Origin of the sequence: Streptococcus sp. C300 (assembly GCF_000187645.1) — a bacterium.
GTDB classification, from domain to species: Bacteria; Bacillota; Bacilli; order Lactobacillales; family Streptococcaceae; genus Streptococcus; species Streptococcus oralis_CQ.
Genome location: NZ_GL732468.1, coordinates 48405 through 63925, shown reverse-complemented (window position 1 = coordinate 63925; position 15521 = coordinate 48405). Strand labels below are relative to the sequence as shown.

Annotated in this window: 12 protein-coding genes; 11 read left to right on the top strand and 1 reads right to left on the bottom strand. The window is 42.0% G+C overall.

Features of this window, described 5'->3' with window-relative positions:
* Positions 1 to 68: 68 nt before the first annotated feature.
* From HMPREF0849_RS06605 to HMPREF0849_RS06590, 4 genes are all read left to right on the top strand, one after another.
* Complete coding sequence (locus tag HMPREF0849_RS06605; RefSeq protein ID WP_000036058.1) at positions 69 to 1004, top strand: manganese-dependent inorganic pyrophosphatase; 936 nt, start codon at positions 69 to 71, stop codon at positions 1002 to 1004.
* Positions 1005 to 1089: 85 nt separating this feature from the next.
* Complete coding sequence (locus HMPREF0849_RS06600) at positions 1090 to 1602, top strand: YiiX/YebB-like N1pC/P60 family cysteine hydrolase (protein ID WP_000889447.1); 513 nt, start codon at positions 1090 to 1092, stop codon at positions 1600 to 1602.
* Complete coding sequence (locus tag HMPREF0849_RS06595; RefSeq protein ID WP_000614487.1) at positions 1586 to 2236, top strand: DUF1803 domain-containing protein; 651 nt, start codon at positions 1586 to 1588, stop codon at positions 2234 to 2236. The genes HMPREF0849_RS06600 and HMPREF0849_RS06595 overlap by 17 nt, the downstream gene beginning before the upstream one ends.
* A 101-nt stretch (positions 2237 to 2337) precedes the next feature.
* On the top strand, positions 2338 to 2538 hold the full coding sequence (locus HMPREF0849_RS06590) for a CsbD family protein (protein WP_000051185.1): 201 nt from the start codon (positions 2338 to 2340) through the stop codon (positions 2536 to 2538).
* Between the two features lie 35 nt (positions 2539 to 2573).
* Here HMPREF0849_RS06590 and HMPREF0849_RS06585 read toward each other — a convergent pair whose 3' ends face one another.
* Positions 2574 to 4019 carry a UDP-N-acetylmuramoyl-L-alanyl-D-glutamate--L-lysine ligase gene (locus tag HMPREF0849_RS06585; RefSeq protein WP_000590278.1) on the bottom strand — a complete coding sequence of 482 codons (1446 nt, stop codon included), beginning with the start codon at positions 4017 to 4019 and terminating at the stop codon, positions 2574 to 2576.
* 105 nt (positions 4020 to 4124) lie between these two features.
* On the opposite strand from HMPREF0849_RS06585, the gene HMPREF0849_RS06580 reads away from it, so the two are divergent.
* The 7 genes from HMPREF0849_RS06580 to murC all read left to right on the top strand — a co-directional run bounded on the left by HMPREF0849_RS06580 (position 4125) and on the right by murC (position 15515).
* A complete protein-coding gene (locus tag HMPREF0849_RS06580; protein ID WP_000064205.1) occupies positions 4125 to 5747 on the top strand; it encodes a putative polysaccharide biosynthesis protein in 1623 nt (540 codons plus the stop codon).
* Between the two features lie 202 nt (positions 5748 to 5949).
* On the top strand, positions 5950 to 7908 hold the full coding sequence (locus tag HMPREF0849_RS06575; protein ID WP_000748539.1) for a peptide ABC transporter substrate-binding protein: 1959 nt from the start codon (positions 5950 to 5952) through the stop codon (positions 7906 to 7908).
* A gap of 145 nt (positions 7909 to 8053) precedes the next feature.
* Entirely contained in the window at positions 8054 to 9148 is a 1095-nt protein-coding gene (locus HMPREF0849_RS06570; protein ID WP_000031980.1) for a cystathionine gamma-synthase, read from the top strand.
* 7 nt (positions 9149 to 9155) lie between these two features.
* Positions 9156 to 10322 carry a MalY/PatB family protein gene (locus tag HMPREF0849_RS06565; protein ID WP_000521333.1) on the top strand — a complete coding sequence of 389 codons (1167 nt, stop codon included), beginning with the start codon at positions 9156 to 9158 and terminating at the stop codon, positions 10320 to 10322.
* A 92-nt stretch (positions 10323 to 10414) separates the two neighbouring features.
* Positions 10415 to 13510, top strand: coding sequence for a DEAD/DEAH box helicase (locus HMPREF0849_RS06560; RefSeq protein ID WP_001096254.1), 3096 nt, complete (start codon positions 10415 to 10417; stop codon positions 13508 to 13510).
* A 47-nt stretch (positions 13511 to 13557) separates the two neighbouring features.
* On the top strand, positions 13558 to 14169 hold the full coding sequence (locus tag HMPREF0849_RS06555; RefSeq protein ID WP_000806743.1) for a hypothetical protein: 612 nt from the start codon (positions 13558 to 13560) through the stop codon (positions 14167 to 14169).
* 11 nt (positions 14170 to 14180) lie between these two features.
* Positions 14181 to 15515 (top strand): UDP-N-acetylmuramate--L-alanine ligase, encoded by a 1335-nt coding sequence (murC, locus tag HMPREF0849_RS06550; RefSeq protein ID WP_000048076.1) that lies wholly within the window; start codon positions 14181 to 14183, stop codon positions 15513 to 15515.
* The last annotated feature ends 6 nt before the right edge of the window (positions 15516 to 15521 follow it).

Sequence of the window (15521 nt, the reverse complement as noted above, 5' to 3'; positions counted from 1 at the left end):
CCTCTTACTTTTGTCAAAAGAGGAAAAAAGTGCTACAATAAGATGAATAAATTTAAAGAGGTATTATCATGTCTAAGATTCTAGTATTTGGTCACCAAAATCCAGACTCAGATGCCATCGGGTCATCTGTAGCCTTTGCTTACCTTGCAAAAGAAGCTTATGGATTGGACACAGAAGCAGTAGCACTTGGAACTCCTAATGAAGAAACAGCCTTCGTTTTGAACTATTTTGGTGTAGAAGCACCACGCGTTATCACATCTGCTAAAGCAGAAGGTGTAGAGCAAGTCATCTTGACTGACCACAATGAATTCCAACAATCAGTGTCAGATATTGCTGAAGTAGAAGTTTACGGAGTTGTGGATCACCACCGTGTGGCTAATTTTGAAACTGCCAGCCCACTTTACATGCGCTTGGAACCAGTTGGATCAGCGTCTTCTATCGTTTACCGCATGTTCAAAGAGCATGGTGTAGCTGTTCCTAAAGAAATCGCAGGTTTGATGCTTTCAGGTTTGATTTCAGATACTCTTCTTTTGAAATCACCAACAACTCACCCATCTGATAAAGTGATTGCGCCTGAATTGGCTGAATTGGCTGGTGTCAACTTAGAAGAGTACGGTCTTGCTATGCTGAAAGCTGGCACAAACTTGGCTAGTAAATCTGCTGAAGAATTGATTGATATCGATGCTAAGACTTTTGAACTCAACGGAAATAAGGTTCGTGTTGCCCAAGTCAATACAGTTGATATTGCTGAAGTCTTGGAACGCCAAGCAGAAATTGAAGATGCAATGCAAGCGGCTAATGCAGCAAACGGCTACTCAGACTTTGTCTTGATGATTACAGACATCGTCAACTCAAACTCAGAAATTTTGGCTCTTGGATCAAACATGGACAAGGTGGAAGCAGCTTTCAACTTCAAACTTGAAAACAACCACGCTTTTCTTCCAGGTGCCGTTTCACGTAAGAAACAAGTGGTGCCTCAGTTGACTGAGAGCTTTAATGGGTAATAGCCTGAGTGATAACTTAAACAAGGAAACTAACGTTTCCTTATAGCTAAAGGGGTTTCGGCTCCTTTTTTTCTAGGAGAGAAAGATGTTAGAACATGGTGACTTGATTTTTGTGAAGGATCTTTCAGATATGGGGCAGGCTATCCAGGCTTCTACTGGGAACTATAGTCATGTAGCTATCTTTTTAGACGGTTTGATCTATCATGCTAGTGGGCGAGCAGGTGTTATCTGTCAAGAACCAGCTGATTTTTTTGAACCAACTCATCTCTACGATCTTTATGTCTATCCAGAGATGGAAGTTGACTTGGTGAAGGAGAAGGCTTATCAATATCTAGGTGCACCCTATAATGCCTCTTTTTATCCAGATGGGTCTGGCTTTTACTGCTCCCAGTACATCGCTGAAATCCTACCGATTTTTGAAACTATTTCCATGAAATTTGGGGATGGGGAGCAGGAGATCAGTGATTTTTGGAGGGACTATTACAGGAAACTCGAAATTCCTGTGCCTCTGAACCAGCCAGGAACCAATCCCAGTCAGTTGGCAACATCTCCCCTTTTAGAATGTAAAGAAAGGAATCTTCATGATTCAGATTTTTAATCCTTCTCGTTTGACTCGGCAGCCATTTTTTATAGATTTGGTGGACTATCTGGACCAGCATGACGATGTGATCCTTCGAGAAATCAAGGCCCAGTTTCCAGATGTGGCAGTTGATAAACTCATGGAAGAGTATATAAAGGCAGGTTTGATCCGAAGGGAAAACAAACGTTATTCCCTTAATCTCCCTTTTCTAGAATCAATAGACAGTCTGGTCCTTGACCAAGAGATTTTTGTCAGAGAGGATAGTCCAGTCTATCAAGCTTTGCTGAAAAAGACTTTTGAGACAGAATTGCGCAATCAAACCAATGCTGCCATTTTAGTCGAAGGTACGGACTTTGCAAGAGAAAAGATGACCCTATCCAACTATTTCTACAAGGTCAAGCACCAATATCCTTTGACAGAAAAACAGCAGAAACTCTATGATATTTTAGGAGATGTTAACCCTGAGTATGCCCTCAAATATATGACGACTTTTTTGTTAAAATTCCTCAAAAAAGATCAACTGATGCAGAAACGCCGTGATATCTTTGTGGATAGTTTGGTCGTTCTAGGCTATATTGTTCAAAATGAAGAAGGGAAGTATGAGTTGGCTGTTGATTTTGACACGGAACGGTTGACTTTCTATTTGTCTTAATTGTTTGCTTTTGAGCAGATTGTTTGACTTTGCTAAAGAATAAGCATAAACTAAATGTAAGCGATAACCATTATCGTATTAAAAGCAAAGGAGACAGAGCTATGTCACTTGAAAATAAATTGGAACAAGCAACTGGTGCTATCAAAGAAGGATTTGGTAAAGTTACTGGCGATAGCAAAACTGAAGCAGAAGGTGCTGTAGAAAAAACAGTTGCCAAAGCAAAAGAAGTTGTAGAAGATGCTAAAGGTGCTGTAGAAGGTGCCGTTGAAGGTCTTAAAAACTCATTTAAGAAAGAAGACTAAAAAATCAAGGGAAAATTTCCCTTGATTTTTTGATTTTATAGGTAACGTTCTGCTACAGCTGCGTCACCAGGGTAGGATTCTTTCACTCCATTGACGATTTGGTAGCAATCAGCACCCTTACCCGCAATAATCACGGCATCGAGTTCTTGATTTGTGATGGCCATCGCCGCCTTGATGGCTTGTTCACGATCGACAATCTTTTCAACAGGATGACTGATATAGCTACTGATTTCTTCAGCAATGGCCATTGGATCTTCATAGTTGGGGTCATCCGCAGTTAGAAAGACTTGAATCTCAGGATGTTGATTGAGGAGGAGTCCAAAGTCTTTGCGACGACTTTCACCCTTGTTTCCAGTCGAACCGAGAACCAGGGCAATCTTTCCAGTTTGATGAGTTTCAACAACAGAAATCAGTTTTTTCAGACTATCACCATTGTGGGCATAGTCGATGAAGACCTTGGCTCCATTTTTCTGAGTGAGAACTTCCATACGTCCAGGAACGCGGGTTGCAGCGATCCCTTTTTTGATGTCCTCCAGACTGGCACCTAGACGAAGACAGGCAAGTCCTGCAGCGACTGCATTTTCTTGATTGAAGTGACCTATGAGTTGGATATCATAATCACCAGCGAGTTTACCTGTAGCTGAAAAGCTAAATGCTTTGGAATTCTCGATTTGGTTGCTCGACTGACTACCGTAGAAATCATGCTCTTGATGTTCAACTTGTTCTTTCAGTACAGAAAAGTGATCCATATCGCTGTTAATGACAACTGCTCGGCTATTTTCCATCAAGAGACGTTTGTGGTAGAAATAATCTTCAAAGCTTGGATGTTCAATTGGTCCGATATGGTCAGGAGTGATGTTAAGAAAGACACCTACATCAAAGGTCAGACCATATACTCGATGAACAAGATAGGCTTGGCTAGAAACTTCCATTACAAGATGGGTTCGACCATTCTGAACAGCCTGAGCCATCATGTCGAAAAGATCGATATTTTCAGGTGTCGAGAAGGAAGATTTAAAGAAGGTCTCGCCATCCAGAGTTGTGTTCATAGTTGACAAGAGAGCTGTTGGGTAGCGTTGAGATAGGATGTGGTAAGCAAAGTACGCTGCTGTTGTCTTTCCTTTTGTCCCTGTGAAAGCGAGAATTTTGAGTTTCTCTTGTGGATTGCCATAGAATTCCATAGCAATCAAACTCATGGCTTTTTTGATATCGTTCACAATGATGACGGGGATACCGACCTCGTAGTCCTTTTCTGCGACATACCAAGCTAAGCCCTGACTTATAGCGGATAGGAGGTATTCTTTTTTAAAGGCAGCACCTTTTGCAAAAAAAAGAGTCCCTTCTTTTACTTTCCTGCTGTCGTAACTGATACTATCAAAAACAACTTCACTGTAGTTGTAGTGGTAATGACCTTGGTCAATAATCTCACGAAAAAGGCCATCTTTCTTTAAAATATCTAATACGGTTTCAATCTTAATCATACTTTCTATTATAAACTTCAAGCCCGAATTTTACAAGTAACAAGGAAAAGTTTATAATGGAAGATAAGGAACTTTTCCTAGTTATCAAAATTGAATGAGGAAGCTATGTCTAACGAAAACAATCACCAGCAAGCCCAGATGTTGCGAGGGACTGCTTGGCTAACAGCTAGTAACTTTATTAGTCGCCTCCTTGGTGCTATCTACATTATTCCCTGGTATATTTGGATGGGGACCTATGCTGCTAAGGCAAATGGACTCTTTACCATGGGGTATAATATTTACGCCTGGTTCTTGCTGATTTCGACAGCGGGTATCCCAGTTGCGGTCGCCAAACAAGTAGCTAAGTACAATACCATGCGGGAAGAAGAGCACAGCTTTGCCTTGATTCGGAGTTTCCTAAGCTTTATGACGGGCTTGGGCTTAGTCTTTGCCTTGGTCTTGTATCTCTTTTCTCCCTGGTTAGCAGATTTGTCAGGTGTGGGGAAGGACCTGATTCCCATCATGCAGAGTTTGGCTTGGGCAGTCTTGATTTTCCCATCTATGAGTGTCATCCGGGGCTTCTTCCAAGGGATGAACAATCTGAAACCCTATGCTATGAGTCAAATCGCTGAGCAGGTGATCCGTGTTATCTGGATGTTGATGGCAACCTTCTTCATTATGAAGATGGGTTCTGGTGACTACCTATCAGCCGTTACCCAATCGACCTTTGCGGCCTTTGTGGGGATGGTGGCAAGTTTTGCAGTTTTGATCTACTTCCTTGCCCAAGAAGGTTTGCTCAAAAGAGTCTTTGAAACACGGGATAAGATCAATAGTAAGCGACTCTTAGTCGATACTATCAAGGAAGCCATTCCCTTTATCCTAACAGGATCAGCCATTCAGCTCTTCCAGATTTTAGACCAAATGACCTTTATTAATAGTATGAAGTGGTTTACCAACTATAGCAATGAAGACTTGGTTGTCATGTTTTCTTATTTTTCTGCCAATCCGAATAAAATTACCATGATCTTAATCTCTGTAGGGGTTTCCATTGGGAGTGTCGGCTTGCCACTGTTGACGGAAAACTATGTAAAAGGAGACTTGCAGGCGGCGGCTCGCCTAGTCCAAGATAGCCTCACCATGCTCTTCTTATTTCTATTGCCGGCAACGGTTGGAGTGGTCATGGTAGGGGAGCCTCTTTATACAGTCTTTTACGGTAAGCCAGATAGTTTGGCCATGGGCTTATTTGTTTTTGCAGTTTTGCAGTCTACTATCCTAGGCTTGTATATGGTCTTGTCCCCTATGCTTCAGGCCATGTTCCGCAACCGCAAGGCAGTTCTTTACTTTATCTATGGTTCCATTGCTAAGATCGTCTTGCAATTGCCAACCATTGCTATTTTTCACAGCTACGGTCCCTTGATTTCAACGACTATCGGCTTGATCATTCCGAATGTCTTGATGTACCGAGATATCTGCCAGGTAACGGGTGCTCGTCGAAAGATAATCTTGAAGCGAACCATTTTGATTACCATCTTGACTCTTGTTATGTTTATCCTAGTTGGCTTCTTGCAGTGGCTGCTCGGTTTTGTCTTCCAACCAAGTGGACGTTTCTGGAGTTTCCTTTATGTGGCTCTCATCGGAGGTCTTGGAGGAGGTCTGTATGGTTTGATGAGTCTACGTACACGACTCTTGGACAAGATAATTGGCAAAGCTCAAGCAGATCGACTACGTACACGATTGAAAATATCGTAAAAAGATTTATAAATAAAAGTAATGAATTTAACCTTTCTTTAACAGAAAGGTTTTTATACTACATTTTTCTTAAAAAAAGAGAACTTTTTCTAAAATCAAGAGCAAAAAATATGCTTTTTTAAGTTTTTCTTCAGAAATCGCTTGACTAAATAAAACTAAAGCTGTATAATAAGACAAAACTTTTAAACAGGAGGTTCTGGAAATGAAAAAGTCTAAGGCCAAGTATCTGACACTTGCAAGTGTCGTGTTAAGCGCAGGTATCTTACTGAGCGCATGTGGAAATTCAAGTAGCGCTTCTAAAACATATAACTATGTTTATTCGAGCGATCCATCTAGTTTGAACTATCTTGCTGAAAACCGTGCAACAACCAACGACATCGTTACCAATTTGGTAGATGGATTGATGGAAAATGACCAATACGGTAACTATGTTCCATCATTGGCAGAGGATTGGACTGTTTCTCAGGACGGTTTGACCTATACTTACAAATTGCGTAAGGATGCAAAATGGTATACTTATGAGGGTGAAGAATACGCCCCTGTAACGGCCCAAGACTTTGTGACAGGTTTGAAATATGCTGCTGATAAAAAATCCGAAGCCTTGTACCTGGTTCAAGACTCTGTAGTAGGTTTGGATGACTATATTAACGGTAAAACAACTGACTTTTCAACTGTCGGTGTTAAGGCGATTGACGACCAAACGGTTCAGTACACTTTGACACGTCCAGAATCTTATTGGAATTCTAAAACAACTTCAACCATTCTCTTCCCTGTCAATGCAGATTTCTTAAAATCAAAAGGGGATGACTTTGGTAAGGTAGACCCTTCTAGTATTTTGTACAATGGACCTTTCTTAATGAAATCTTTTGTTTCAAAATCTGTTATCGAATTCAAGAAAAATCCCAACTACTGGGATGAAAAAAATGTCTTTGTGGATGATGTGAAATTGGCCTATTATGATGGTAGTGACCAAGATGCACTAGCACGTAACTTTGTAGAAGGAGTCTATAGCTACGCGCGTCTCTATCCAAATAGCTCAAGCTTTGAAGGCATTAAAGAGAAGAACAAGGATAACATCATCTATAGTATGCAAAATGCAACTTCTTATTACTTGAACTTCAACTTGGACAGAAAATCTTATAACTTCACTTCTAAGTCCTCAGATGTCGAAAAGAAATCTACCCAAGAAGCAGTTCTGAATAAAAACTTCCGTCAAGCCTTCAACTATGCATACAACCGTACAGCCTATGGAGCACAATCTCAAGGGGAGGACGGAGCAACGAAGATTATTCGTAATCTAGTGGTACCTCCTACATTTGTAAGCATCAACGGAAAAGACTTTGGCGATGTTGTTTCAGAAAAGATGGTCAACTATGGCCAAGAATGGCAAGGAATCAATTTTGCAGATGCACAAGATCCATACTACAATCCTGATAAAGCTAAAGCTAAATTTGCAGAAGCTAAGAAAGAATTGGAAGCTAAGGGTGTGCAATTCCCAATCCACTTGGATGTAACAGTTGACCAATCAGCTAAAAAAGGTGTACTTGAAGCGAGCTCTTTGAAACAATCCATCGAATCTGTTCTAGGAGCTGAGAATGTGGTTATCGATATCCAACAGCTATCAACAGATGACTTTGACAACTCTAGCTACCTAGCTCAAACTGCAGCTCAAAAAGACTTTGATATCTATAATGGCGGTTGGAGTGCGGACTACTTGGATCCATCAAGTTATCTTGATATCTTAAATGTCAATAACGGTGGTATGTTGCAAAACATTGGTCTAGAACCAGGTGAGGTCAATGACAAGGCTAAGGCAGTTGGTCTGGATACTTACACTCAAATGCTAGAAGAAGCGAACAAGGAGCAAGAACCAGCAAAACGTTATGAAAAGTATGCTGAAATTCAAGCTTGGCTCGTTGATAGCGCCCTTGCTATTCCAAACGTTTCTCAGGGTGGAACACCGACCTTGAGAAAGACAGTTCCATTCTCATCGCCATTCTCACAAGCTGGAAATAAGGGTGTCGAATCATACAAGTATCTCAAGTTACAAGATAAGACTGTAACGGCTGATGAGTATGAAAAAGCGAAAGAAAAATGGCTAAAAGAAAAAGAAGAATCAAATAAAAAAGCCCAAGAAGAACTGGCAAAACACGTTAAATAACCAGTCTATTCAACAGGAAAAACGATAGTTTCTAAAGGAGCTATCGTTTTTATATAGTTTGAAACTATAACTAGCTCTTGAAAACAAGAAAATAAGTTAGTGAAAATAAGTGGTACAATAGTTACTATAGATTTGGAGGTATTGTATGAGCAAAGAACTACACATCAACACAATTTTGGCCCAGGCTGGGATCAAGTCAGATAAGGCTACAGGTGCCTTGGTAACACCGCTTCATTTTTCAACCACTTATCAGCATCCAGAGTTTGGCCAGTCTACTGGTTTTGATTATACCCGTACTAAAAACCCAACTCGCAGTAAGGCGGAGGAAGTCTTGGCGGCAATCGAATCAGCGGACTATGCCCTAGCGACGAGCTCAGGAATGGCTGCGATTGTACTGGCTTTTAGTGTTTTTCCAGTAGGAAGTAAAGTCTTGGCTGTGCGCGATCTGTATGGGGGTTCTTTCCGTTGGTTCAACCAAGTGGAGCAAGAAGGCCGCTTCCATTTTACCTATGCTAATACAGAAGAAGAGTTGATTGCTGAGTTAGAGAAAGATGTGGATGTTCTCTATATCGAAACGCCAACCAATCCCTTGATGTTGGAATTTGATATTGCCAAACTAGCCAAACTAGCTCATGCCAAGGGTTCCAAGGTAGTGGTGGACAATACCTTCTACAGTCCGATTTACCAACGTCCGATTGAAGATGGTGCGGATATCGTTCTTCATTCTGCCACCAAGTATTTAGCAGGGCATAATGATGTCTTGGCTGGGGTGGTTGTGACTAATAGTTTAGAACTATATGAGCAACTGTTCTACAATTTGAATACGACTGGTGCGGTCTTGTCACCATTTGATAGTTATCAGTTGATTCGTGGTCTTAAAACTCTACCTCTTCGTATGGAGCGTTCTACAGCAAATGCCCAAGAAGTGGTTGCTTTTTTGAAGGCTTCACCTGCTGTCAAGGAAGTGCTCTATACTGGACGTGGGGGTATGATTTCCTTTAAAGTAGTGGATGAAAAGCGTATTCCTCATATTTTAAATAGCTTAAGGGTCTTCTCATTTGCAGAAAGTTTGGGTGGGGTAGAGAGTCTGATTACCTATCCGACAACTCAGACTCATGCGGATATTCCGGCAGAAGTGCGTCATTCCTATGGCTTAACAGATGACCTCCTGCGCTTGTCTATTGGGATTGAAGATGCTAGAGATTTGATTGCGGACTTGCGCCAAGCTTTGGAAGGATAAGATAGATATGGGAAAATATGATTTTACAAGCCTGCCCAATCGTTTTGGGCACCATACCTATAAATGGAAAGAAGCAGAAGCTGATCGAGAAGTTCTACCAGCCTGGATAGCAGATATGGACTTTGTGGTTTTGCCTGAAGTTCGACAAGCTGTACAAGCCTACGCAGATCAGTTGGTCTATGGCTATACTTATGCCAGTGATGCTTTGATTGAGTCGGTTCAGGACTGGGAAGCCAGTCAACACGGGTATCACTTTGACAAGGATGCCCTCGTCTTTATAGAGGGAGTGGTACCAGCTATTTCAACAGCTATTCAAGCCTTTACAAAAGAAGGAGAGGCGGTTCTGATTAACACACCGGTCTATCCACCTTTTGCCCGCAGTGTCAAACTCAACAATCGCAGATTGATTACCAATTCTTTGGTGGAAAAGGATGGGCTGTTTGAGATTGACTTTGACCAGTTGGAGAATCAATTGGTAGAAGAGGATGTGAAGCTTTATATCCTTTGCAATCCCCACAATCCTGGTGGACGTGTTTGGGAAAAGGAAGTGTTAGAAAAGATTGGGCATCTCTGCCAAAAACATGGTGTTTTGTTGGTTTCAGATGAGATTCACCAAGATTTGGCTCTCTTTGGTCGCAAACACCAGTCTTTTAACACCATTGATCCCGCCTTTAAAGATTTTGCCCTTATCTTGAGTAGTGCCACTAAGACCTTTAATATTGCTGGGACCAAGAATTCCTATGCAGTTATTGAAAATCCAAAGCTTCGTGTGGCTTTCCAAAAACGTCAGTTGGCCAATAACCAACATGAAATCTCAGGCTTGGGGTATTTGGCGACAGAAGCTGCCTACCGTTATGGTAAGGACTGGTTAGGAGAGTTGAAAGAAGTCATCGAGGACCACATTAACTATGTAGTAGATATTTTGGGCAACGAAACCAAGATTAAGGTCATGAAACCACAAGGTACCTACTTGATCTGGCTTGATTTTTCAGCCTATGACCTAACGGATGACCGCTTGCAAGAGCTTTTGAAGAATGAAGCCAAGGTTATCTTGAACCGAGGTTTGGACTTTGGTGAGGAAGGAACTCTTCATGCCCGTCTCAATGTAGCTATGCCGAAGTCAGTACTGGAAGAGGTTTGTCAACGCATCGTGACCACTTTTGCTACACTTTAAAAATCCAGCCTTCTAGGAGAAAAGTCTTCCTAGAAGGCTATTTTCGTAGGGGAAAATGTGGTATAATGAAAAGATAAGATAAAGGGGTAACTATGGCTAAATTGATTCCGGGAAAGTTGCGCATGGAGGGGGTTGCACTCTATGAAACAGGCAACATTGAGATTATCAAGGAAAAAGGGAATCGCCTCTATACTCGTGTGGCGGGAGAAGACTTGCGCTACAGTTTAGAGGATGATCTGGTTTTTTGTGCTTGCGATTTTTTCCAAAAAAGAGGTTACTGTGTTCATCTCGCAGCGCTCGAGCATTATCTGAAGAACGACGAAGAAGGCCAGGTGATTTTACAAGCCTTAGAAAAAGGACATGAAGAGCAAGAAGAGGTCGAAACCAAGGTTAGTTTTGGCGGTAGTTTTTTGGAGCGTATCCAACCTCAGAAGAGAGAAAAAATCTACACTTTGTCGGCTCAAGGTCAGGTGGAAGCTGGGACCAATCGCCTCCTTTGGACACTCCGAATCGGTTTAGTTGATAGTCAAAAATATTATGTCATTCGTGACATCCCTCTCTTTTTGAAGGTCTTGGCCCATCGAAAGCCATATATGATTGGGAAGCACTATGAAAATGACTTGTCTTGGGATGCTTTTGATACATCTAGTCAAGAAGTTCTTACTTTTTTATGTGGCTTGATTGAGGAGGGACTGAGTCAAGACCTCTTTTTCCCCAATCAAGGTCGTCACCTCTTTTTCCCTCTGACCTTTTTTGAGCAGGGAGTGGAGTTGCTGATGAACTTGGAGGATTTTCATTTTGAGCACCAGATTACTAGTTATGAAAATCTTCTTTTTCATGATTTAGATCCCGATGCAGAACTGTTCTCTTTTTCAGTGCAGGAGTATCCCGATTATTTTGAGATGGAGATTTCTGAAAGTGAGCGAATCAACGTATTCTATGGGGGAGCGGTTCTCTTTCGTAAGGGGAATCTTTATCTCTTAAATCCTAAACAAATCAGCCTCCTAAAGGAAATCAAGGAGCTTCCTCAGGAGGAAAGAGGGAGAAAATGCCTCCAGTTTGACAACAGTGATCGTGACCGTCTGGCTGCCTGTCTGCCTTTGTTTGGACAGCTGGGCACAGTTTCTGCTCCTGAGCGCTTGCAAATCAGACCCTTTTCACCAATCTTTTACTTTGATAGGGAGGATGACGGCCGCATCCGCTTGAATATCCAGTTTGACTATGGAGATGTTAAGGTAACTAGTCGTCAACAGCTGGAACAATTACCATTTTCAAGCGATGCCGTCTTGGAAAATCAGCTATTTCAAGTCTGTTTAGGGGCTGGTTTTGAGGCTGATTTTCAGTCTTGGAGACAGGCTTTGAAGCCAGAAGTGGTTTATTCTTTCTTTTACCATACGATTCCAGCTTTTGAGAAGTTGGGTCAGGTTTTCTTGTCTGATGAGATGAATCAGCTCTACAGCGTCCAAGCTCCTCAGGTTCAGATTGAGTCCAAGGGAGGATTATTGGAAATCCAATTTGATTTCCAAGGGATTGCCCAAGAAGAGATTGACCAAGCTCTTAAAGCCCTGACCAGCAATCAGGATTTCTATATCAGTTCTTCTGACCAAGTGTACTTTTTTGATGAGGAAACCAAGCAGATTCGTCAAAATTTGCAGGAACTGGGGGTTGAGCTAAAAGATGGTTCTTTTCAGGCGCGAAAATCTCTGGCTTATAGCCTTTCTCAGCTTTTTGAAGGTCGAGATAGGATCTCCTTCTCAGAGGAATTTCAGCATTTAGCTCATGATTTGACCCATCCAGAGGATTTTCCTTTGGGAGATATACAGGTTCAGGCGAGTTTGAGAGATTATCAGGAAAAGGGTGTTCGTTGGCTCCAGATGCTTCATCACTATGGCTTTGGTGGCATCCTAGCCGATGATATGGGACTGGGAAAAACATTGCAAACCATTGCTTTTTTGACTAGTCAGGTGACAGAAGATAGTCGGGTCTTGATTTTAGCGCCGTCAGGTTTAATCTACAACTGGGCAGATGAATTCAGGAAATTTGCCCCACAGTTGGATTTGGCTGTCGTTCATGGTTTGAAAGCGAATCGAGAAGCGATTCTTTCTGAAAATCACCAAATCTATGTGACTAGCTATGCAACCTTTCGTCAAGACAGCGAGCTTTATCAAGAGATGGCTTTTGATTTTCTCTTCTTAGATGAAGCTCAGGTCATGAAAAATGCCCAAACCAAGATTGCTCAGAGTTTGCGCCAGTTTGTGGTGCCAGCAGTTTTTGCTTTGTCAGGTACACCCATCGAAAATCATTTAGGAGAGTTGTGGTCTATCTTCCAAATTGTGCTTCCGGGGCTCTTACCAAGTAAAAAGGAGTTTATGAAATTACCGGCTGACCGAGTCGCGCAGTTTATCAAGCCTTTCGTCATGAGGCGTAAGAAAGAAGAAGTTCTTACAGAACTACCTGACCTGATCGAAGTCGTCTATAAAAATGAACTGGAAGACCAACAGAAGGCCATCTATCTCGCCCAGTTGCAACAGATGCGAGACCGCCTAGCGCAAGTGACCGATCAAGAATTCCAGAGAAGCCGGGTAGAAATTTTATCTGGCCTCATGCGATTGCGCCAGATCTGCGATACGCCAGCCCTCTTCATGGACGATTACCAGGGAGCCAGTGGTAAACTCGATAGTCTCCGAGATTTATTGCTACAAGTGGCTGATGGTGGGCATCGGGTCTTGATTTTCTCCCAGTTCAAAGGAATGTTAGAAAAAATTGAGCAAGAACTCCCAGACTTGGGCTTGACCTCCTTCAAAATCACAGGTTCAACTCCTGCTCATGACAGACAGGAGATGACCAAGGCCTTTAACCAAGGGGAGAGAGATGCCTTTCTCATCTCCCTTAAGGCGGGTGGTGTTGGTCTCAATCTAACGGGAGCTGATACGGTTATTTTGGTTGACCTTTGGTGGAATCCTGCGGTTGAAGCCCAAGCTATCGGACGAGCCCACCGCATGGGACAAGAGCAGAAGGTAGAGGTCTATCGTTTGATTACCAAGGGGACCATTGAAGAAAAAATCCAAGAACTTCAAGAACAAAAGAAACATTTGGTTTCCCAAGTTTTAGATGGTACGGAGTCGCGTGCGAGTCTCAGTCTGGCAGAAATTCGTGAAATTTTGGGAATTTCTGAAGCCAGCACTTGAAAAATCAAGACAATACGCTATAATGAAGTGTTGAAAGGAAATACAAAATGAAACAAGATCGATTTCCATTGGTGTCAGATGACGAGATCATGCTGACCAAAATGCCAGTCATGGACTTGTACGATGAGTCAGACTTTATTAGCAATATCAAAGGTGATTACCGCGATAAGAACTATTTGGAATGGTCTCCTATCAATGAGGAAGAAACTATAGTTTCTCCAGTGGTTACTAAGGAGTCAAAGCCAAGTCCAGAACCTAAAAAAGTTGAAAAAACCTATGCTGAATTGGCTCGAGAAGAGGCGCGTGCGGACTTAAAGAAGAAACGTTCAGCCAAGTATTTGACTCAGGATGTTAGTCATACTAGACGACACAATGGTTCAACACTTGTTCGTCAAGGAAACCAACCAACAGCACCATTTCAAAAGGAAAATCCAGGTGAGTTTGCCAAATTTAGTAAAAACTTGAGCCAGTCTCACTATATCTTAGCTGAGGAGATTGGCCAAGTGACGAATCCAACTCCGAAAGTCCAAACGGGAAAAGCTAAAAAGAACAACTACGATTTTCTAAAGAAGAGTCAAATCTATAATAAAAAGAATAAGCAAACAGAACAGGAACGTCAGGTTGCCCAAGAGTTGAATCTGACAAGAATTACTGAGTAGGGGAGAAAAGCATGTCAAAAACATATCATTTTATTGGAATCAAGGGATCAGGGATGAGTGCCCTAGCCTTGATGTTGCACCAAATGGGACACAAGGTTCAAGGTTCAGACGTTGAAAAATACTACTTTACTCAACGTGGACTAGAACAGGCAGGGATTGCGATTCTTCCTTTTGATGAAAAAAACCTACAAGGTGATGTGGAGATTATCGCGGGGAATGCTTTCCGTCCAGATAACAATGTTGAAATCGCCTATGCGGATCAAAATGGTATCAGCTACAAACGTTACCATGAATTCCTAGGTAGCTTTATGCGCGACTTTGTCAGCATGGGAGTGGCAGGAGCTCATGGAAAAACTTCAACAACAGGTATGTTGTCACACGTCTTGTCTCACATCACAGATACCAGCTTCTTGATTGGTGACGGGACAGGTCGCGGCTCAGCAAATGCCAAATATTTTGTCTTTGAATCAGACGAATATGAGCGTCACTTCATGCCTTACCACCCAGAATACTCTATCATCACCAACATTGACTTTGACCATCCAGACTACTTTACAAGTCTAGAGGATGTTTTCAATGCCTTTAACGACTATGCCAAACAAATTACTAAAGGTTTGTTTGTATACGGTGAGGATGCTGAGTTGCGTAAAATCACAGCCAATGCGCCAATCTATTACTATGGTTTTGAAGCTGAGGGCAATGACTTTGTAGCTAGCGATCTTCTTCGTTCTACGACTGGTTCAACATTCACCGTTCATTTCCGTGGTCAAGAGTTGGGTCAATTCCACATTCCAACCTTTGGTCGTCACAATATCATGAATGCGACAGCTGTTATCGGATTGCTTTACACAGCAGGTTTTGATTTGAACTTAGTGCGTGAACACTTGAAAACATTTGCCGGTGTTAAGCGTCGTTTCACTGAAAAAATCGTCAATGATACAGTGATTATTGATGACTTTGCCCACCATCCAACAGAAATCATTGCAACCTTGGATGCGGCTCGTCAGAAATATCCAAGCAAGGAAATCGTGGCAATCTTCCAACCGCATACCTTTACAAGAACCATTGCCTTGTTGGACGAATTTGCCCATGCTTTGAATCAAGCAGACGCCGTCTACCTAGCGCAAATCTATGGATCAGCCCGTGAAGTGGACCATGGTGATGTCAAAGTAGAAGACTTAGCCAATAAAATCAACAAGAAACACCAGGTTATCACTGTTGAAAATGTCTCTCCACTCCTAGACCATGACAATGCTGTTTACGTCTTTATGGGTGCAGGAGACATCCAAACCTATGAATATTCATTTGAACGTCTCTTGTCTAACTTGACAAGCAACGTCCAATAAGGAAAA

Bases quoted from the DNA above. Each gene is read 5' to 3' on its own strand.
- HMPREF0849_RS06605 (WP_000036058.1), top strand. From the start codon at position 69: ATGTCTAAGATTCTAGTATTTGGTCACCAAAATCCAGACTCAGATGCC.
- HMPREF0849_RS06600 (WP_000889447.1), top strand. From the start codon at position 1,090: ATGTTAGAACATGGTGACTTGATTTTTGTGAAGGATCTTTCAGATATG.
- HMPREF0849_RS06595 (WP_000614487.1), top strand. From the start codon at position 1,586: ATGATTCAGATTTTTAATCCTTCTCGTTTGACTCGGCAGCCATTTTTT.
- HMPREF0849_RS06590 (WP_000051185.1), top strand. From the start codon at position 2,338: ATGTCACTTGAAAATAAATTGGAACAAGCAACTGGTGCTATCAAAGAA.
- HMPREF0849_RS06585 (WP_000590278.1), bottom strand. From the start codon at position 4,019: ATGATTAAGATTGAAACCGTATTAGATATTTTAAAGAAAGATGGCCTT.
- HMPREF0849_RS06580 (WP_000064205.1), top strand. From the start codon at position 4,125: ATGTCTAACGAAAACAATCACCAGCAAGCCCAGATGTTGCGAGGGACT.
- HMPREF0849_RS06575 (WP_000748539.1), top strand. From the start codon at position 5,950: ATGAAAAAGTCTAAGGCCAAGTATCTGACACTTGCAAGTGTCGTGTTA.
- HMPREF0849_RS06570 (WP_000031980.1), top strand. From the start codon at position 8,054: ATGAGCAAAGAACTACACATCAACACAATTTTGGCCCAGGCTGGGATC.
- HMPREF0849_RS06565 (WP_000521333.1), top strand. From the start codon at position 9,156: ATGGGAAAATATGATTTTACAAGCCTGCCCAATCGTTTTGGGCACCAT.
- HMPREF0849_RS06560 (WP_001096254.1), top strand. From the start codon at position 10,415: ATGGCTAAATTGATTCCGGGAAAGTTGCGCATGGAGGGGGTTGCACTC.
- HMPREF0849_RS06555 (WP_000806743.1), top strand. From the start codon at position 13,558: ATGAAACAAGATCGATTTCCATTGGTGTCAGATGACGAGATCATGCTG.
- murC (WP_000048076.1), top strand. From the start codon at position 14,181: ATGTCAAAAACATATCATTTTATTGGAATCAAGGGATCAGGGATGAGT.